The organism is Lentibacillus kimchii (genome assembly GCF_042666895.1).
GTDB lineage: Bacteria > Bacillota > Bacilli > Bacillales > Amphibacillaceae > Lentibacillus > Lentibacillus kimchii.
Genome location: NZ_JBHTGR010000055.1, coordinates 133,192 through 153,181 on the forward strand (window position 1 = coordinate 133,192; position 19,990 = coordinate 153,181).

Sequence of the window (19,990 nt, forward strand, 5' to 3'; positions counted from 1 at the left end):
AACTCAAATGTCAGTCGCTTAAAAGGAGTGTTTCAGAGTGCCGAAACAAAAGCCTTATCAGACGTATCAGAATAATGCTGTCAACACAGCATCGAGCGGGGAACTTACACTTATGCTATATAACGGCTGTATCAAATTTATTAAGCAGGCCGAGAAGCATATGGAACAAAACAACATCGAAGCTAAGAACACCAGTATTCAAAAGGCGCAGAATATTATCAGAGAACTGATGGTCACACTGGATCCCAATGTAACGTTATCACAGCAATTTATGCCGCTGTACGAGTACATTCTGCATCAGCTCAAAGAAGGAAATATCCAGAATGATCCGGCTTACCTGGAAGAGGCATTAGCTTATGTCAAAGATTTTCGTGACACGTGGAAACAGGTTATTAAGCAATCACGACAGACCCGCTATGCTCAAGGAGAACGTGTATAATGGAAAAGGTACAGGAACTGCTGGCCTTAACACAGCAAATGGAAAAGTTGCTTGATGGGGATATCTATGCTGAAAATCGTGACGACGTTATGGCAAATGTTCAGGACTTGCTGGAAAAAAGGGACAAGCTGCTGCATCAGATTGAGCCCCCTTTTGCCGATGACGAGTCCGACATGGGCCAGCAGGTTATCGAGATCAATCATCGCGTTGAGCGAAAAATGAATGAGCAGTTTGCAGAATTGAAACAGGTAATGAAACAGGTGAAACAACAAAAAAAATCAAATCGTTCCTATATTAATCCCTATGCCCAGGTGAAAACGGCCGATGGCATGTATATGGACAGTCGCAACTAACCAACTGACAGCGCTGGAGAACCAGCGTTGTTTTTATGCAGAGTATCTTCTGAAAAGTTTTTTGCATTTTATTCTATTTTTTCTAAAAATATGCGTGTTTAAAGATGAAAAATACGTGGTAATGTAGTATAATAAATCCACAAGGATGAAAGGAGGACATGTTGTATGAAGTACAATATCCGTGGTAAAAATATTGAGGTGACCGATGCGATCCGTGACTATGTGGAAAGAAAAATCGGAAAACTCGACAAATATTTTGATACACCACCATCATCCGATGTCAATGTGAATTTAAGTGTTTATAGTGATGAACAAGAAATTGAAGTGACTATTCCCATGACCAATTTAGTGCTGAGAGCTGAGGAAAGGCATTCTGATTTATATGCAGCTATTGATCTGGTTGTGGAAAAATTGGAACGTCAAATCCGCAAGTACAAAACAAAAGTGAACCGTAAATTTAGACAGGAAGGTGCCGCAAAACATATTTTTGCAGAACTTGAAAAAGAAGCTGAGGCTGAGAAGGAACAGGAATCCGATGATATTGAGATTGTTCGTAAAAAACAATTTGATTTAAAACCGATGGATTCCGAAGAGGCTGTCCTGCAAATGGATATGCTCGGACATGGATTCTATGTTTTCACCAATGCTGTTTCTGGTGATACGAACGTTGTATATCGCCGGAAGGATGGCAAGTTCGGGTTGATTGAGCCTACCGCCTGACCCTTGAATCAAGTACTCAGACAGATGCGTGTTTTATAGCGCGGCCTTACGAAAACATATTTTGAAGACGATCCTTGAATTTAAAGGATCGTCTTTTTAGTGTTCCAACTTAAAATTTAGTGCGTGGAAAAAGTCCTTGATATCACTGCCTAGACTGGATTTAGGGTGGATTTGTCGAAAACTGTCGTACAGTTTACCAAATTCTACTTTTGGTAGCTTAGAAAGGAATAAATTGTCCTGTTTCATGCGTTTAATTGTCGATTATTGTAGTTTTTATGGTAAAAACGTGTCGACTGAATGGCAAAATCGAAAAATGGCAACTGGCTTTTCTTTTTGTTTCTATGGTATAAAAGACTTAGCCAATCGAAAAAGGGAGTGCTTATGTGAAGAAGATGACGCATGACGAATTAGTTAAACAAGTGAGACAGCACGAAGAAGTTATAACACAGTTATTAGAAATCGTTGCTGTAACGAACCGTCGCTTGTCAGAGCTGGAAAGGCGGCAGACTGACCAATACTTGTTGACATAAGCCCTCCTCCACCCTTATGTCCACCTCGCACCATGTGCCTCTCGCTCAGAGAAAAAGCAGCCCACCCCCTGGGCTGCTTTTTCTTTTGTCTCAAACAGCAGGGCTCGCCGGCTGTCACAGACGCTCAGGCAAGCTTCAATCAGTTGTCATACCATTCGAGATACGTTATTATATTGATGGTACCTTATTGAACGATGTCAATGATAACTAATTGATTGAACTTTGCCGCTGTACACTTGGGCAAAGTACTATTTTATAATGTGACAACGAATGATTGAAACGTTTGAACATACGGTAAAGACATTAATATTTACTGTAGGATGAGACAGCTCTTAAGTTTTGAAATCAGATGAGGAGCGTTTGATATGGCAGGATTACTAACAAAAATCTTTGGCGACGGCACTAAACGGCAGTTAAATAAGCTACAGCGGAAGGTTGACCAGATCGAAACGCTGGAGTCTGAAATGGAACAACTGACGGATGATGATTTCAGCAGTAAAACCGACGAATTTAAACAGCGTTATGCAGACGGTGAATCACTTGATGACTTGCTTCCCGAAGCATTCGCCCTTGTTCGTGAAAGTTCAAAACGTGTTTTGGGCATGCGGCCCTTTCCTGTTCAGTTGATAGGTGCCATTGCCTTGCATGAGGGAAATATTGCCGAAATGAAGACAGGGGAAGGTAAGACCCTTGCTTCAACAATGCCTGCGTATTTGAATGCCTTAACCGGAAAAGGCGTTCATATTATCACGGTCAATGATTATCTGGCTGATCGTGATGCCAAAGACATGGGTGTGTTATACAATTTTCTTGGTCTGACAGTAGGCATGAATGGCAATGGTATGTCCAAAGAAGAGAAGCGGGAAGCCTATGCCTGTGATATCACCTACGGAACGAATAATGAATTTGGGTTTGATTACTTGCGCGATAATATGGTGCTGTACAAAGAACAGATGGTCCAGCGCTCACTGCATTATGCGATCGTTGACGAGGTTGACTCCATTCTGATTGATGAGGCACGGACGCCGCTGATCATATCCGGTTCAGCACAGAAGTCGGCATCAATGTATCAGCAGGCAAATGCTTTTGTCCGAGTACTTAGCCAGGAAACGGATTATACGTTTGATGAGCAGACAAAAGGTGTTCAGATGACAGAAGAAGGCATCAATAAGGCGGAGCGTTATTTTAATATTGATAATTTATTTGATTTGGATCATGTGACATTGACCCACCATATTAATCAGGCTTTAAAAGCCCATGTAGCCATGCAGCGTGATACTGATTATGTTGTCCAGGAAGGTGAGATCATCATTGTAGACCAATTTACCGGCCGGCTTATGAAAGGACGCCGCTACAGTGATGGGCTTCATCAGGCTATCGAGGCTAAGGAAGGTCTGCAGATTCAAAATGAAAGCATGACACTTGCTTCGCTGACATTCCAGAACTTTTTCCGGATGTACGATAAATTAGCCGGTATGACCGGTACTGCCAAAACGGAAGAAGAGGAATTCCGCAACATTTATAATATGGATGTTATTGCCATCCCGACGAACGAGCCTATTATTCGTGATGATAAGGCAGACATGATTTATAAGACGATGAACGGAAAATTCCAGGCCGTTGCCGATGAAATTCAGCGCCGTCATGAGATTGGACAGCCTGTACTGGTCGGCACGGTAGCTGTTGAAACATCCGAATTAATCTCTAAGCTGCTGAACAAGGCCGGGGTTCCCCACAACGTGCTGAACGCTAAGAATCACTACCGGGAAGCAGAGATTATTGAAAATGCGGGACAAAAAGGCGCTGTAACAATTGCCACAAACATGGCTGGGCGCGGAACGGACATCAAGCTTGGCGAAGGTGTGGTAGAATTAGGCGGTCTGGTTGTTATTGGCACTGAACGGCATGAGTCCCGCCGGATCGACAATCAGCTGCGCGGACGTTCAGGCCGCCAGGGTGATCCTGGTGTAACACAGTTTTATTTGTCAATGGAAGATGAACTGATGCGGCGTTTTGGGTCGGAAAATTTGAGTTCCATGATGGAAAAGATGGGTATGGATGATACACAGCCTATTCAAAGCAAGATGGTTTCAAGGGCTGTGGAATCCGCTCAAAGACGCGTAGAAGGCAATAACTTCGACGCCCGCAAAACAGTGCTTTCCTATGATGATATTCTGAGACAGCAGCGTGATATTATTTATAAACAGCGCTATGATGTCATTGAAGCAGGTGACAATTTGCGCGGCATTGTTAAAGACATGATTCAATCTGCTCTGGAACGCGTTGTCAGTACGAATACGCAGGATGAAATTGACGAAAACTGGAACCTGGATTCTATTGTCGAATATGCACATCGAAACTTGCTGCACTCGGAAGACCTATCAGTGGATGACCTTAAAGGAAAAGACCCGGACGAAATCACTGAACTGATTATGGAAAAAGTGAATGGCCGGTATGATGAAAAAGAGCAGGAACTAACATCTGAGCAAATGCGCGAGTTTGAAAAAGTCATTGTTTTGCGCACTGTGGATACGAAGTGGATGGATCACATCGACCAGATGGAGCAATTGCGTCAGGGAATCCATTTGCGTGCTTATGGGCAGAACGATCCATTACAGGAATATCAGGCAGAAGGCTTCGAGATGTTTGAGGAAATGGTTGCCAACATCGAGGACGAGGTGGCCAGATATGTTATGAAAGCTGAGATCCGGGATAATCTGCAGCGGGAACAAGTGGCTCAAAATACACAGGCTGTATCAGGCGGACAGGATCAGAGTGAAACGAAAAAACCCCGGAAACCGTATGTGAAGACTGAAACGGTCGGGCGGAATGATCCTTGCCCTTGCGGCAGCGGTAAAAAATATAAAAACTGCCATGGCGCCTAGATGCGCTGCTCATCCTGTACGCGCACGACGATAATACAACATTTAAAATGAGGTGACTATATTGGACTTAACAGATATTGGACACGAACTGCAGCACATGCATAAGCGAATTAATGACTTTAGGGGGTCACTTTGACTTAGACGTCAAACGTGAACGCATGAAAGAACTGGAACTGGCCATGGCCGACCCTGAGTTCTGGAATGATCAGAACGAGGCACAAAAACACATTGAAGAAAATAACAATCTGAAACGCTACGTAGAAGGATTTGACTCACTTGAAGAAAAAATTGAGAGTCTTGATGTATCCTATGAGCTGGTTAAAGAAGAGGAAGATCAGGCATTATTTGCTGATCTGGAAAATGACATAGTTGCTTTAAGAAACGAAATGAATGAATTTGAATTGCAGATCCTTCTAAGTGAACCATATGACCAAAATAATGCGATTCTTGAATTGCATCCCGGAGCAGGCGGTACAGAATCACAGGACTGGGTCAGCATTCTTCTTCGTATGTATCAGCGCTGGGCTGAGAAGAAGGGTTTTACAGTTGAGACATTGTATTATCTGCCCGGAGATGAAGCTGGTGTCAAAAGTGTGACATTGTGGATAAAGGGACGTAATGCATACGGTTATTTAAAAGCTGAAAAAGGGATTCACCGGCTTGTTCGCATTTCACCATTTGACTCTTCCGGCAGGCGTCATACATCGTTTGCATCTTGTGAGGTCATGCCTGAAATTGATGATGATGTCGATGTTGAAATCAAAAGTCAGGATATTCACATTGATACGTATCGTGCGAGTGGAGCCGGCGGTCAGCATGTCAACACAACGGATTCGGCGGTCAGAATTACCCATCTGCCCACCAAAACGATTGTGACATGCCAATCAGAACGGTCGCAGATCCAAAACCGTGAACGTGCTATGAAAATGCTTCGCTCTAAGCTGTACCAGCAAGAATTGGAACGGCAGCAGCAGGAAATCGATGAACTGCGCGGTATACAGCGGGAAATCGGTTGGGGCAGCCAAATCCGTTCATATGTCTTTCACCCTTATACGATGGTGAAAGATCATCGTACAAATACAGAAGCAGGTAATGCACAGGGTGTTATTGATGGTGCCCTGGATCCATTTATCGATGCATTTTTACGGGATAGAGTGAGCTGAAAAAGGTCATAAATTTGACAGATTTTACTAACCCCTTCAGGTGCGTGCGTTCCAGGATAAATACTCCTGAGAATAGCGGATTGCACGGTATTAATTTTTGTGATTAAGGTTATACTATATTTGATAACTTTATCACAATATTTTTTAGGGGGATGACATATGAAAAAATGGTTAATGACAATGCTGTTTGGCGCAGCACTGGTACTTGGTGCCTGTGGCGGCGGCGGTGATGGCGGTAATGAGGAAAGTACCGGCAGTAATGGCGGCGGTAAAGTCGATGCAAATGCTGCCGAGAAGATTTTCGACAGCAACTGTGCAAATTGCCATGGCGCTGATCTTTCCGGCAATGTTGGTCCGGATTTAACATCTGTTGGCTCAGATCATTCCGCAGATGACATTAAGAAAATCATCCATGAAGGTAAAGGCCAAATGCCTCCACAGGATGTGAGTGACGAAGATGCTCAGACCCTTGCTGATTGGCTGGCTCAAAAAAACTAAGCTGATAATACAAAACGTGATCCATTTCATCAAATGGGTCACGTTTTTTGTATTTGGAATTAATAATGTCAATTATCTGCTTCCAGTCCCTTCACTCATCGGCTAAGATACATGCGTAAACAGCAGAATATGTCCCGTTACGCTAAAATGTTACAAAAACAGGTCACTTTGACGCAAAATGAAATGAAAACGTAATCTGATTAAGCCTAAAATTTGTGTTGAAAGATGTTATAATAAATGAAAATTACATACATAGTTTGGGTTTGTGTTACAAACATTGTTATATTTTAAACAAGTTACATAAATTGGAAAATCTGTTATTTGATTGAAACGGATGTCATATTGCGAAACTGTTTTTTATGAAACGAGCTGAAGAAGCTGGTTCCCGGCGACTTTACAGCTAGAATGGCAACATTTTCGATTAAAGGTGATATGCACATGATACATATGCAAGATGTCTATAAAACATATGGAAATGGTGTTACGGCGCTGAATGGCATCAGTACCGCGATTGATAAAGGCGAGTTCATTTATATTGTCGGTCCAAGCGGTGCCGGCAAATCAACCTTTATTAAATTGATTTATCGTGAAGTGAAGCCATCAGCAGGAACGGTCGTTATAAATGATACAGACTTAAGCACTATAAGAAGAAGAGATATTCCGCTACTGCGCCGAGATATTGGCGTTATCTTTCAGGATTTCAAACTGCTGCCTAAACTGACAGTCTATGAAAATATCGCATTTGCACTTGAGGTGATAGAAGAGACACCGCGCCAGATTCGCAACCTTGTTATGGAAGTGCTTAATCTGGTTGGATTGAAGAATAAAGCCAGATTTCTTCCTGCCGAATTGTCAGGAGGCGAGCAGCAGCGGGTATCAATTGCACGTGCTATTGTGAACAAACCTAAGATTGTTATAGCGGATGAGCCGACAGGTAACCTGGACCCGGCAACATCGCGAGGGATCATGCGAATTTTTGAAGAGATAAGTGATCGGGGCACAACGATTATCATGGCCACCCACAACAAAGAAATTGTCAATACGGTTAGAAAACGCGTTATCGCCATCGATGACGGACTGATCGTTCGAGACGAGCAACGAGGTGAATACGGCTATGAAGCTTAAAACACTAAGACGGCATTTCCGGGAAGGCGGCAAGAATCTCTTCCGGAATGGCTGGATGACATTCGCATCAGTAGCAGCCGTTACGACAACCCTGCTTCTGGTTGGTGTCTTCCTTGCATTGATGCTGAATCTGAACCATATGGCCGATGGTCTTGAAAAAGATGTTGAAATTAAAGCATTAATCGATGTTTCTGCGGATGAAACTGATATAGAAGACATCGGTTCAGATATTAAACAAATGAATGGTGCTAAAAGTGTCGGTTTTCTTTCCAAAAAAGACTCGCTTGAGAAACTTTTTGATGACATGGGCAAAGACAGCGACACTTGGGAAATGTTTAAACAGGATAACCCATTAAGCCATGCTTATGTTGTGAAACCGAACAAACCAGAGCAGACAGAATCATTAGCCAAAGATATTAATAAACTTGACCATATTAAGAAAGTTAACTATGGCCAGGATTTCATTCACGAGCTTTTCACATTTAATGATTATGCCCGGAATATTGGTTTGGTTCTGATTGCTGCATTAGTATTTACTGCTGTATTCCTCATATCAAATACTATTAAACTAACGATTATGGCTCGAAGCAACGAAATTGGCATCATGAAGCTTGTCGGTGCTACAAACGGCTTCATTCGCTGGCCCTTTTTCATTGAAGGAGCTCTGCACGGACTATTAGGTTCGATTATACCGATTGCGGTTGTTTTAACTGGTTATTCTTATCTGGAAAACACGATCAGTGATCAAATTACGTATTCGTTTGTCGATATACTGCCATTTGATCCATTTGCCTGGCAGTTATCCATAATCATTCTGCTGATTGGAATGGTAATCGGTGTATGGGGAAGCGGCATGAGCATCCGTAAATTCCTGAAAGTTTAATAGTTTAATTAGAAACGAAAAAAGACATGACACTAGACAATGCTTGAGAGGAGAAACTGAGATGCGCAAATATATCACCTATCCAATGATCGCTTTAATGGTCTTCAGTACAGGTTCGCTGGGAATGCAGACAGTATCAGCTCAGTCAGCATCTGATTTCGATCAAAAAATCGAAACTAAGAAAAGCGATCAGGAGGCAATTGAACAGAAAAAATCAGAACTGACAAACGAAAAACAGAATACAAAAGAAAAGCTTAATGAAAATCAGGAAAAACAGACTGAAGTCAACAGCAAAATTGACGGAATTAACCAGGACTTGTCTGATACACGAGATAAAATTGATGCTAAAGAAGAAAAAATTGCCGCTACAAATGCACAAGTTGACAAACTTAGCGGCCAGGTTAATGATTTAAATAAACAGGTTGCTCAATTGAAAGATGACATTAAAGAGCTGAAGGATCGTATTAAAAAACGGGAGAAGCTGTTGAAAGACCGCCTCCGTTCAATCCAGTCAAATGGCGGCAGTATGAACTACATAGAGGTTCTGCTTGGATCAAAAAGTTTCAGCGATTTTATCAGCAGAGCTTCAGCTGTCAATACCATAATGGATCAGGATAAAGACATCATGGAGACACATAAACAGGAAAAGCAGGAAGTTGAAGATAAACAGTCCGAAGTGAAACAAAAGAAACAGGAAGCCGAACAAAAGAAACAGGAAGCAGAAGATAAAAAGGCTTCTCTAAAGAACCAAAAACAAGAACTTAAATCCTTGAAGTCACAATTAGATGATCAAGTAGATGAAAAGGAAAGCCAGCTTGATGAGCTTGAAGACAAACAAGAACAATTGGAAGAACACCAAATAAGCCTGAACGACAAAAAGGATATACTGCGTAAACAAAAGGAAGCCAACCAAAAGGCTATTGAACAAGCTAAGCGAAATAAAGAACAAGCAAAGCAAAGAGCCAGACAAGCGGCAACAAAGTCACACAGTAATACCAGTTCAAGCGGCCATTCAAGTTCTGATTCCAGCCATTCAGATAGTGACGCCAGTGGCGATTCAGCCAGTCAGTCCAGTAATGGTAAGTTCAGCAGTCCGGTATCTGCTCGGATAACGTCTGGATATGGCAATCGGGGGGCTGAATTTCATCCTGGAATCGATTATGGTGTAACGCTTGGAACGCCGGTTAAGGCAGCAGCTGCAGGTGTGGTTATCTCCACACACGCTGAGGGTGATGGTACGATGCGAGGCTACGGCAATGCCGTCCTGATATCGCATTCCATTAACGGCCAGTCTTATACAACACTGTATGCTCATATGAGCAGCGTATCCGTATCCTCTGGTCAGTCAATCAGTCGTGGACGGACAGTGGGCGCAAGCGGAAATACAGGTTCGTCAACGGGGCCACATCTGCATTTTGAAGTTCATAAAGGCGGATGGAATGGAGCTAAAAGTAATGCGGTCAACCCATTAAATTATGTTAACTGATTAGTGAGTTGAGCATATTGCATTTTGCGTGTATAAACTCTATTATTGAAGGCATCGCACATAAAGGTGTGATGCCTTTTTAAATAGAACGGACGACGGATCGTTTAAACGGCTGGAATGGTCAAGCTTTCGGTTGAATATGATACATTGGGGTGACTATATGAGACTTCGCAAGCTGCATATGATTCTTATTTTAACTGGCGCATTGGTGCTGGGGGTTGCGGGTGGATTTTTAGGTGTTGAACTGGGGCAGTCTGACGATACGCCAAAACAGGAAGACACGGCTGATTCAACTGATGCCGATTTAAGTGTTGAAAATAGCCCCACATCACCAGACAACATGCAAAAAGTAACGGAAGCCTACAATTTAATCAAAGACAATTATCTGGAAGATGTTACGAATGATCAGTTAATTGAAGGTGCTATTAAGGGCATGGTGACATCTTTGGATGACCCATACAGTTCTTATATGGATTCGGAATCAATGGAACAATTTAGCCAAACAATTGAATCATCATTTGAAGGCATTGGCGCGAAAGTCAGCATGAAGAACGGAAAAGTGACCATTGTTTCACCGATTAAAGATTCCCCTGCTGAAGACGCAGGACTCAGACCCAATGATCAGATTTTAAGCGTGGATGGTGAGAGTGTTTCGGATTCAAGTTTGCATGAGGCCGTTCAGAAAATTCGTGGTGAAAAAGGAAGCGAAGTTAGTGTTGAAATCCAGCGTTCCGGTGTTTCTGAACCATTTGATGTAGATGTCGTACGTGATGATATCCCTGTGGAGACCGTTCATTCTAACATGCAAAAGGTTAACGGCAAAAAAACAGGTACACTTGAAATCAGCTCATTTGCCCAAAAGACAGGTGATGAGTTCAAAAAGAAGTTAGCATCACTCGAGGATAACAACATTGAGGGGCTGGTTATCGATGTTCGTGGCAATCCTGGTGGCGTTTTAACTGCTGTGGAGGATGTGCTGGGAAACTTTATACCGAAAGATATGCCTGACTACCAGATTGAAAATCGGAATGGTGAGACTGAGAAATTCTATTCCTCATTGGATGAGAAAAAGCCATATCCAATCAGTGTCCTGATTAACGAAGGAAGTGCATCAGCTTCTGAAATTTTGGCTGTGGCTATGAAGGAAGCCGGCTATGATGTTGTTGGTACAACAAGTTTTGGCAAGGGAACGGTCCAGAGAGCTGTTCCTGTTGGAGACGATGGCAGCAGAGTTAAATTAACGTTAAACAAATGGCTCTCTCCTGAAGGAAAATGGATTCATGAAAAAGGCGTGGAACCGACTGTGAAAGAAGAGCAGCCTGATTATTACTTTACGAATCCTGTCCAGGTTGAAGACAAAATGCTTGCGTATGACCAGACAGGTGACAATATAGGAAACGTGCAGGAGATGCTGTCAGGTTTGGACTATGATCCAGGTCGCACGGATGGTTATTTCAGCCGTGAAACCGAAACAGCGGTTGAGAATTTCCAGGCTGATCATGACCTTGATGCAACTGGCAAAGTTGATGAACAGACAGCCGGCTCAGTTGAATCAGCTATTGTTGATCAGATTCGCGACGGCAAAGATGATAAGCAACTGGCCAAAGCATTGCATGTTTTGTATAAACAGAAATGATCCGCGGGTACACTGCGGATCCATTTTCACAACCGGCAGGAATCGGCTGGCCTAACAGCGAATATATGGACTGAGCTAATTAATAGAGGCAGACAGAAGGGTGATCATCGTGACAGAGAGCTGGTTTATAGAACTGTTAAAAGGAGTGGGACGCTTCTTTTTAAACCCCGTATTATACTGGGCTGTGATTCTCGTTATCCTGACCGGTTATAAACGAATCAAACAAGAACGGCTATCATTTGGTTTTAAGGTATTTGATCTATTTTCAGAGTGGCGAAGAACATGGCCAGTGTCTGTTATTTTCGGACTTATCATATCTGCCGTCACGATTGGCGCGGGGATGGTTTTTTCGCTTGAAACCATTTTGCTGCTGGCCATTGTCACTATTGTCCTTAGTCTGTCGTTACGTCTAACGATGCTGTCACCAGTTTATACGATTGGAATCACGTTTCTGCTTGTTTTAGTTATGCCGCTGGTACTGCAGAATCAGTCACTGATTAATCCAGAATTATTTGAGGCAGTTGATCTGGAAGGGCTTGCTTTATTATCAGGCATTCTTCTGGCAGCTGAAGCCTTTTTGCTGCGCCGGCAGACACGGCGTCATACATTTCCGGCTCTGGAGTTAAGCCGGCGCGGCAATTGGATGGGTGTGCATCATCTTAAAAAAATGGCACTGATTCCGTTTTTCGTTCTGATTCCAACTGGGTCTATACCCGAAATGGCTTCCTTCTGGCCGTATTTTTCAATAAACAATGAAACATACAGCCTCGTATTAATACCGTTTTTACTCGGATGTGATCACGTTGTCAGAAGCGAATTACCGGAGAAGGCCGCGGCCAATGCAGCGAAATGGACGTACATGCTGAGTTTGTTTGTGCTTCTTCTGGCCCTCGGTGGTATTTATGCTGGCTGGCTGTCACTGGTGGCGGTTGCAGCAGGGATAATTGGCCGGGAACTCATTCATTACAGGCATCGCGTGACAGATCAGGTAAAGACGCCATATTTTCAACGCCATGAACGCGGTATTCAGGTACTGGCGGTCATTCCTGGCACACCAGCCGATCGATTAGGTGTTACGGTCGGCGAGGTGATTACGAAGGTGAATGGCAAATCCATTGACACTATTGAGGCATTTTATTATGCACTGCAGGATAGTGGCGCATTCTTCAAGCTGACCGTGGTTGATGATAACGGTGAAGTGCGATTTGTGCAAAGTGCCCTGTATGAAGAAGACCATCATGAATTAGGGATTATCACGGTTGATAAACCCTATCACAACAATAAATCGGCCTGATAAAGACCAGCTAAGCAGCAAGGTTCAAAACATACCTTGCTGCTTATTTTTGTTTCCGGCATATAGCTGCTCAGCACTTTGAAGCCTTTGTGGATGATTTATACCCAATGTTTCGGGTAAAATGGAATTGGCTTAGGTTCAGTAATGAAACGAATATTTGTTCGCATGACCATTAAAATGTGAGTTTAATTATGTTAGAATAGATGCAATGAAGGAACGGAGGTCTTTCGGTTTGGAAAATCAATTTCAGTTAGAAGCGAATTATGAGCCGCGCGGAGACCAGCCTGAAGCGATTAACGAGATTGTTGAAAAAGTGAAGTCCGGCCAGAGGCATCAGACACTCCTTGGTGCTACTGGCACAGGCAAAACTTTTACAGTATCCAATGCCATAGCAGAGATTAATCGGCCAACATTGGTTATTGCTCATAACAAGACACTCGCGGGTCAGCTGTATAGCGAGTTTAAAGAATTTTTTCCGAATAACGCCGTTGAGTACTTTGTGAGCTATTATGATTACTATCAGCCGGAAGCATATGTCCCATCGACTGATACATTTATTGAAAAGGACGCCAGTATTAATGATGAGATTGATAAACTGCGGCATTCAGCAACATCAGCATTGATTGAACGACGTGATGTTCTGATTGTTTCAAGTGTCTCATGTATCTATGGTCTCGGGTCACCGGACGAATATAAAAGCCAGGTTTTGTCACTGAGAATGGGAATGGAAAAAGATCGTGACCAGCTTTTACGGGACTTTGTGGATATTCAGTATGCCCGTAACGATATTGATTTTCAGCGCGGAACATTCCGTGTGCGCGGGGATTCAGTTGAAGTGATCCCGGCCTCGCGTGATGAACACTGTATTCGGATTGAATTTTTTGGTGATGAAATTGATCGGATCCGGGAAGTGGACGCGTTAACCGGTGAAATCGTCGGCGATCGTGAACATGTCGCCATTTATCCGGCTTCCCACTTTGTGACCCGTGATGAAAAGCTGAAAGTAGCGATTGAAAATATTAAAAAAGAATTGAAAGAACAACTCGCGGCATTGCGTGAACAGGATAAACTGCTGGAAGCCCAGCGCCTGGAGCAGCGTACGAATTATGATATCGAAATGATGCAGGAAATGGGCTTTTGTTCTGGTATCGAAAACTATTCGGCTCATCTGACATTCCGTGAACCCGGCGCAACACCCTATACACTGCTGGATTTCTTTCCGGATGACTTTTTGTGTGTTGTTGATGAGTCACACGCCACCCTGCCGCAAATCAGAGGTATGTACAATGGCGACAGAGCACGTAAACAAGTATTGGTTGATCACGGTTTTCGTCTGCCGTCCGCACTCGACAACCGCCCCCTCAAGTTTGGGGAATTTGAAAAAGTCACCAATCAGCTGATTTATGTTTCGGCAACACCCGGTCCATACGAAAAAGAGCATGCGCCGGATGTAACCGAACAGATTATCCGGCCTACGGGATTACTTGATCCCGAGATTCATGTCCGGCCGATTGACGGGCAGGTGGATGATTTGATTGCGGAAATTAAAGACCGGTCGCAGCGCAATGAACGCGTGCTCGTGACAACTTTGACAAAAAGGATGTCTGAGGATTTAACGGACTATTTGAAGGAAATCGGCATTAAAGTTGCCTATTTGCATTCAGAGGTAAAAACCTTGGAGCGTCTTGAAACCATAAGGAATTTACGCATGGGCAAGTATGATGTGCTCGTAGGGATTAACCTGCTCCGTGAAGGACTGGATATTCCGGAAGTATCCCTTGTGGCTATTCTCGATGCCGATAAAGAAGGTTTTCTCAGATCTGAACGTTCCCTTATTCAGACCATGGGGCGTGCTGCCAGAAATGAGCATGGTGAAGTCGTCATGTATGGTGATAAGGTGACGAATTCGATGCAGACTGCGATTGAGGAAACAAACCGTCGCCGTGAAAAACAAATGGCTTATAACGAACGGCATAACATTACGCCAACAACGATTCAAAAAGAAGTGCGTGATGTCATTCAGGCAACGACAGAAGCTGAAGATGATGAAAAAGAAGAAGGCAGAAGCAAACCAAATGTTAAAGAGATGACGAAAGATGAAAAAGAGAAAGTGATTGAGAACATGGATAAAGAAATGAAAGAAGCGGCTAAAGCGCTTGATTTTGAAAAAGCCGCTGAACTGCGCGATATTATGCTTGAATTGAAAGCAGAAGGTGCCTAATCGCTGCTGAGAGATGGTTCCAGCAGCCGTTTCTGAATAATTCATGACCAAGCAAAGTGGAGGGATGACCTGTTCATGTCTAGTAAATCGATTACCGTTCAAGGCGCTCGTGCTCATAATTTAAAAAATATTAATGTGTCGATTCCCAAAGGTCAATTTGTCGTGTTTACCGGTTTATCCGGTTCAGGCAAATCATCACTTGCTTTTGATACAGTATATGCGGAAGGACAGCGCCGCTATGTCGAGTCGCTGTCTGCTTATGCCCGCCAGTTTTTAGGGCAAATGGACAAGCCCGATGTTGATGCAATTGAAGGCTTGTCGCCGGCTATTTCGATCAATCAGAAAACAACCAGCAACAACCCCCGTTCAACTGTCGGGACAGTGACGGAGATTTATGATTATCTGCGTCTGTTATTTGCGCGGATCGGCCGTCCAACTTGTCCCATACACGGTGTTGAGATCACGTCCCAGACCGTTCAGCAAATGGTTGATCGTTTGCTGGAGTACCCTGAACGAACCAAGATGCAAATTCTGGCGCCCGTTGTTTCCGGACGTAAAGGCGAACATACCAAAACAATCGAAAAGCTGAAACGCGAAGGATATGTTCGGATCCGGGTCGATCAGGAAATGCGGGAAGTGACAGATGATATTCAGCTGGAAAAAAATAAAGATCATTCCATTGAAGTCGTTGTTGATCGCATCGTTGTCAAAGATGGCGCAGCCGGCCGTATAAGTGATTCGATCGAAACGGCACTCGGACTCGGTGACGGGAATATCATTGTCGATGTCATCGATGATCAGGAGCTGGTGTTCAGCGAAAACCATGCCTGCCCAATTTGTGGCTATTCAATCGGCGAACTGGAACCCCGGCTTTTTTCCTTCAACAGTCCATATGGTGCCTGTCCAACCTGTGATGGACTGGGGACCAAATTTGAAGTTGACCTGGAACTTGTTATACCGGATTGGAATCAGAGTCTAAACGATCATGCCATTGCAGCCTGGGAGCCCATCAGTTCTCAGTATTATCCACAGCTTTTGAAGAGTGTTTGTGATCATTACAACATTGACATGACGATACCGGTTAAAGACATCCCCAAAAAACAAATGAACAAAATTTTGTATGGAAGCGGCAAGGAAAAAATTCAATTCCGGTTTCAGAATGACTTTGGCACGATTCGTGATAATGCGATTTATTTTGAAGGTGTTGTGGCTAATATTGCCCGGCGTTATGAGGAAACATCATCTGAATTCACCAGGGAACTGCTGGGTAAATACATGTCGCAGAATGATTGCCCGACCTGCCATGGGCATCGTCTTAAAGAAGAAGCGCTTGCCGTTTTAGTAAACGGCAAGCATATTGGTGAGGTTACGGATTACGCGATAACTGAAGCTAAACAGTTCTTTATGAGCCTTGAGCTGACGGAGAAGGAAGAAACGATTGCCCAGATGATCCTAAAGGAAATAGCTGATCGGCTTGAATTTATGAATAATGTCGGACTTGATTATCTGACCCTGTCACGCCGAGCGGGAACACTATCTGGCGGCGAAGCACAACGGATACGGCTGGCTACCCAGATTGGTTCAGCTCTTACCGGTGTCCTGTATGTACTGGACGAGCCATCGATTGGACTGCATCAGCGTGATAATAACCGTCTGCTCAATACCCTGAAGCAAATGCGTGATCTCGATAACACGCTGGTTGTTGTTGAGCATGATGAAGATACGATGCTGGCGGCTGATCATTTAATTGATATTGGACCGGGAGCAGGTGAACATGGCGGTTATATTGTAGCAAGCGATACACCGGAAAACGTGATGCAAAATAAAGAATCGCTGACCGGTCAATATCTAGCTGGTGAGAAATATGTACCGCTTCCGGCTAAACGACGCAAACCGTCTAAGCAAAAGCAGCTCAAAGTCGTCGGAGCTGAGGAAAACAATCTGAAAAACGTGGATGTTTCTTTCCCAATCGGTATCATGACAGCTGTGACAGGTGTTTCAGGGTCTGGGAAGAGTACGCTGGTTAATGACGTTTTATATAAATCCTTGTCCAGACAGCTGTATCGTGCCAAGTTTAAACCGGGAAAACACCAGCGTATAAATGGAACAAAGCAAGTTGAAAAAGTGATCAATATCGATCAATCACCCATCGGCCGAACACCAAGATCAAATCCGGCTACTTATATCGGGGTGTTCGATGATATTCGTGACGTGTTTGCAGAAACGAACGAAGCTAAAATCCGCGGTTATAAAAAAGGGCGCTTTAGTTTTAATGTGAAGGGCGGCCGCTGTGAGGCATGTCATGGGGATGGAATTATTAAAATCGAGATGCACTTTTTACCGGATGTGTTTGTTGCCTGTGAAGTGTGCCATGGCAAGCGTTATAACCGGGAAACGCTCGAAGTGGCCTATAAAGGGAAAAATATTGCTGACGTGTTGGACATGACCATTGAAGAGGGTCTGGAATTCTTTGGGAACCTCCCGAAAATTAAGCGAAAACTGCAGACGATTTCTGATGTGGGGCTTGGTTATATTAAACTGGGCCAGCAGGCTACAACATTGTCAGGCGGCGAGGCGCAACGGGTTAAACTCGCCAGTGAACTGCATCGCCGTTCCAATGGTAAATCGTTTTATATCTTAGATGAACCAACAACGGGTTTGCATACTGATGATGTCAGACGTCTCTTGGATGTGCTGCAGCGGCTTGTTGACAATGGCGACTCTGTTTTAATTATTGAACACGATCTGGATGTTATTAAAACGGCTGATCATATCATTGATTTGGGACCTGAAGGCGGCGATGGCGGAGGCTACGTCATTGCAACGGGTTCGCCGGAAGAAGTGGCGGAACAACAGGAGCAATCCTATACAGGCTATTACTTAAAACCCGTCCTGGAACGTGATCGCGAACGGATGGAGCGGGATATGAAGCGGCGTGAAGAAATCGAGTTAACCTAAGGTGTTTTGGCTCCGCTGCTCCCGCGATCTGAAGCGATAGGCTTATTTAATGGCAGGGCAATCCGCAAAAGAGCGCATTGCCCCTTGGAGATGTTACGATAGTCCCATGCGCGGGTACAGATTTGGAATCGTCCGTATGCGAAGCCACGTACTCGGGTTTTATGCCGTTCTGATACCTTGGAAATATGTTAGGAGGACTTGTAATGAAGCCGATTGAACAGGAACAGGTACAGCAGCAATTGAATGATTTGATCAATAAAGATGTCTACATCCATCTGGAAACAACGAATGGAGCTTATGCGAGTCATTTTGATGGCCAGGCTCATAATGTCGGTGCTTATATACGCAATGCGGCAATTAACTTTTCTCAAGCTAAACTGGTAAGAGATGGAGCAGGCTACCGGGCCGGACTCAAGACACAGCTTGGCTGGGTTTATGCTGAAGGACTGACAGACTGGACCATCCATAATGATAATGAGCTGCTTCTTGCGGGGCACGATCAGGATGGCAAGCTGATGGTAGCATTGCATGTTAGTGAGACACCGCTGGGGCAATAAACTGATTTGATCTGCATATACTATTAAGGATTGGGTGATGAAAATGGAAACGCATGTTGTAGTTATATATCCGCATCCAGACGATGAATCATTTGGTGCGGCAGGCACGATCGCGCAATTCCGAAATCAGGGTGTGCCAGTTACTTATTTGTGCGGCACCTTGGGAGAAATGGGACGGAATATGGGATCACCTATATTTGCCAATCGGGAAACACTCCCGGAAATCCGCCGGGAGGAACTCGTTAATGCGTGTGAGAAGTTAGATGTTGACCTTCATATGCTTGGCTACCGTGATAAAATGGTGGAATTTGAAGATAAACGCAACGTCGCTGATCACCTGAAAGGCTACCTCGAGGAGATACAGCCGAGTCTGGTTATGACACATTATCCGGGCTATGCTGTCCATCCTGATCATAATGCCATGGGTGCTGCGGCCATTGAAGCGGTTCGTTTGATGGATCCTGATAAACGGCCGACCGTCTGGGCACAAGCGATTAACCAGCAGGAACTTGGCAAGCCGGATATTTCAAATGATGTGCTGCCTGTGCTGGAGCAGAAGAAAGAAGCGATTTTTGCCCATCAGTCACAGGCTAAGGGAATTCTTGGTCAATTTCACGGCGGTTCAGACACGTCTGCAGAATTAGGCGAAAAAGCTAAACGGCACTTGGGTCAGGAACAATTTTATATCTGGCATTTTTCGGACTAATGGATTTTAACAGGAGAGCGTGACATGCGAAAGTGGCCGCATCAGTTTGCTGTGATTGCTTTCGCAAGTGGCGTCTTCCTTGATGCTTATATTATTAGTGTTGTTATCATGCTGAAGAGCGGGAGGTGCATGAATGCTGCTGCGAGCAGTCCTATCGATTATTTTGAATGCTGTTGCCCTTATTGTGACAGCTCAGCTGTTCAGTTCATTTCACCTTGAAGGTTTTGGTACAGCTGTATTGGCCAGTATTATCATTGGTATTCTCAATCTGATTGTACGACCGATTTTAGTGGTTTTGACGCTTCCGGTGACAGTGGTGACCCTTGGTTTATTTTTATTTGTGATTAATGCTGTCAGCCTGATGGTGGCACAGGCCATTATGGATGAATCATTCATCATTGAAGGGTTTGGTATTGCTGTTATAGCTGCGGTGATCATTTCTGTCCTGAATCTTCTGCTGAATAAGCTTATCAGGGATCCCATGACGTAACCGCTCTTATCGCAGGTGAGCCACCTGCGATTTTTTGAATGTTAAG

17 protein-coding genes are annotated in these 19,990 nt (G+C 43.9%); all 17 read left to right on the forward strand.

Going from position 1 to position 19,990, the window contains the following annotated elements:
- Positions 1-37 precede the first annotated feature (37 nt).
- The 17 genes from fliS (at position 38) to ACFQU8_RS11490 (ending at position 19,944) form a co-directional block, all read left to right on the forward strand.
- Positions 38-439: a flagellar export chaperone FliS gene (gene fliS, locus ACFQU8_RS11410; protein WP_382360095.1), complete on the forward strand. Its 402-nt coding sequence runs from the start codon at positions 38-40 to the stop codon at positions 437-439.
- The gene (locus tag ACFQU8_RS11415) at positions 439-792 is read left to right on the forward strand and encodes a hypothetical protein (protein ID WP_382360098.1); all 354 of its coding nucleotides are present in this window, start codon (positions 439-441) and stop codon (positions 790-792) included. The genes fliS and ACFQU8_RS11415 overlap by 1 nt, the downstream gene beginning before the upstream one ends.
- 165 nt (positions 793-957) lie before the next feature.
- On the forward strand, positions 958-1,512 hold the full coding sequence (gene hpf / locus ACFQU8_RS11420; protein WP_382360101.1) for a ribosome hibernation-promoting factor, HPF/YfiA family: 555 nt from the start codon (positions 958-960) through the stop codon (positions 1,510-1,512).
- 383 nt (positions 1,513-1,895) lie between these two features.
- On the forward strand, positions 1,896-2,042 hold the full coding sequence (locus ACFQU8_RS11425; protein WP_382360104.1) for a hypothetical protein: 147 nt from the start codon (positions 1,896-1,898) through the stop codon (positions 2,040-2,042).
- A gap of 365 nt (positions 2,043-2,407) precedes the next feature.
- Complete coding sequence (secA, locus tag ACFQU8_RS11430; protein ID WP_382360107.1) at positions 2,408-4,927, forward strand: preprotein translocase subunit SecA; 2,520 nt, start codon at positions 2,408-2,410, stop codon at positions 4,925-4,927.
- A gap of 61 nt (positions 4,928-4,988) precedes the next feature.
- Positions 4,989-6,090 (forward strand): peptide chain release factor 2 gene (gene prfB / locus ACFQU8_RS11435; protein WP_382360109.1). Its coding sequence is split into 2 segments (ribosomal slippage): positions 4,989-5,060 and positions 5,062-6,090, totalling 1,101 coding nucleotides; the frame shifts between segments, so codons are not numbered across the junction.
- A 159-nt stretch (positions 6,091-6,249) separates the two neighbouring features.
- Positions 6,250-6,588 carry a cytochrome c551 gene (cccB, locus tag ACFQU8_RS11440; RefSeq protein ID WP_382360112.1) on the forward strand — a complete coding sequence of 113 codons (339 nt, stop codon included), beginning with the start codon at positions 6,250-6,252 and terminating at the stop codon, positions 6,586-6,588.
- A gap of 438 nt (positions 6,589-7,026) precedes the next feature.
- Complete coding sequence (gene ftsE / locus ACFQU8_RS11445) at positions 7,027-7,713, forward strand: cell division ATP-binding protein FtsE (RefSeq protein WP_382360201.1); 687 nt, start codon at positions 7,027-7,029, stop codon at positions 7,711-7,713.
- A complete protein-coding gene (gene ftsX / locus ACFQU8_RS11450) occupies positions 7,703-8,596 on the forward strand; it encodes a permease-like cell division protein FtsX (protein ID WP_382360115.1) in 894 nt (297 codons plus the stop codon). The genes ftsE and ftsX overlap by 11 nt, the downstream gene beginning before the upstream one ends.
- A 61-nt stretch (positions 8,597-8,657) precedes the next feature.
- Positions 8,658-10,082, forward strand: coding sequence for a murein hydrolase activator EnvC family protein (locus tag ACFQU8_RS11455; RefSeq protein WP_382360118.1), 1,425 nt, complete (start codon positions 8,658-8,660; stop codon positions 10,080-10,082).
- A 160-nt stretch (positions 10,083-10,242) separates the two neighbouring features.
- The gene (locus ACFQU8_RS11460; protein WP_382360121.1) at positions 10,243-11,718 is read left to right on the forward strand and encodes a S41 family peptidase; all 1,476 of its coding nucleotides are present in this window, start codon (positions 10,243-10,245) and stop codon (positions 11,716-11,718) included.
- A gap of 109 nt (positions 11,719-11,827) precedes the next feature.
- Positions 11,828-13,012 (forward strand): PDZ domain-containing protein, encoded by a 1,185-nt coding sequence (locus tag ACFQU8_RS11465; protein ID WP_382360123.1) that lies wholly within the window; start codon positions 11,828-11,830, stop codon positions 13,010-13,012.
- A gap of 208 nt (positions 13,013-13,220) precedes the next feature.
- Positions 13,221-15,233 carry an excinuclease ABC subunit UvrB gene (gene uvrB / locus ACFQU8_RS11470; RefSeq protein ID WP_382360126.1) on the forward strand — a complete coding sequence of 671 codons (2,013 nt, stop codon included), beginning with the start codon at positions 13,221-13,223 and terminating at the stop codon, positions 15,231-15,233.
- A 75-nt stretch (positions 15,234-15,308) separates the two neighbouring features.
- Positions 15,309-18,191 (forward strand): excinuclease ABC subunit UvrA, encoded by a 2,883-nt coding sequence (uvrA, locus tag ACFQU8_RS11475; RefSeq protein ID WP_382360129.1) that lies wholly within the window; start codon positions 15,309-15,311, stop codon positions 18,189-18,191.
- Between the two features lie 203 nt (positions 18,192-18,394).
- Positions 18,395-18,748, forward strand: a complete 354-nt coding sequence (locus ACFQU8_RS11480; protein WP_382360132.1) for a YojF family protein — start codon at positions 18,395-18,397, stop codon at positions 18,746-18,748.
- A gap of 43 nt (positions 18,749-18,791) precedes the next feature.
- Positions 18,792-19,454: a bacillithiol biosynthesis deacetylase BshB2 gene (bshB2, locus tag ACFQU8_RS11485; RefSeq protein ID WP_382360135.1), complete on the forward strand. Its 663-nt coding sequence runs from the start codon at positions 18,792-18,794 to the stop codon at positions 19,452-19,454.
- A gap of 133 nt (positions 19,455-19,587) precedes the next feature.
- Entirely contained in the window at positions 19,588-19,944 is a 357-nt protein-coding gene (locus ACFQU8_RS11490; RefSeq protein WP_382360137.1) for a phage holin family protein, read from the forward strand.
- The last annotated feature ends 46 nt before the right edge of the window (positions 19,945-19,990 follow it).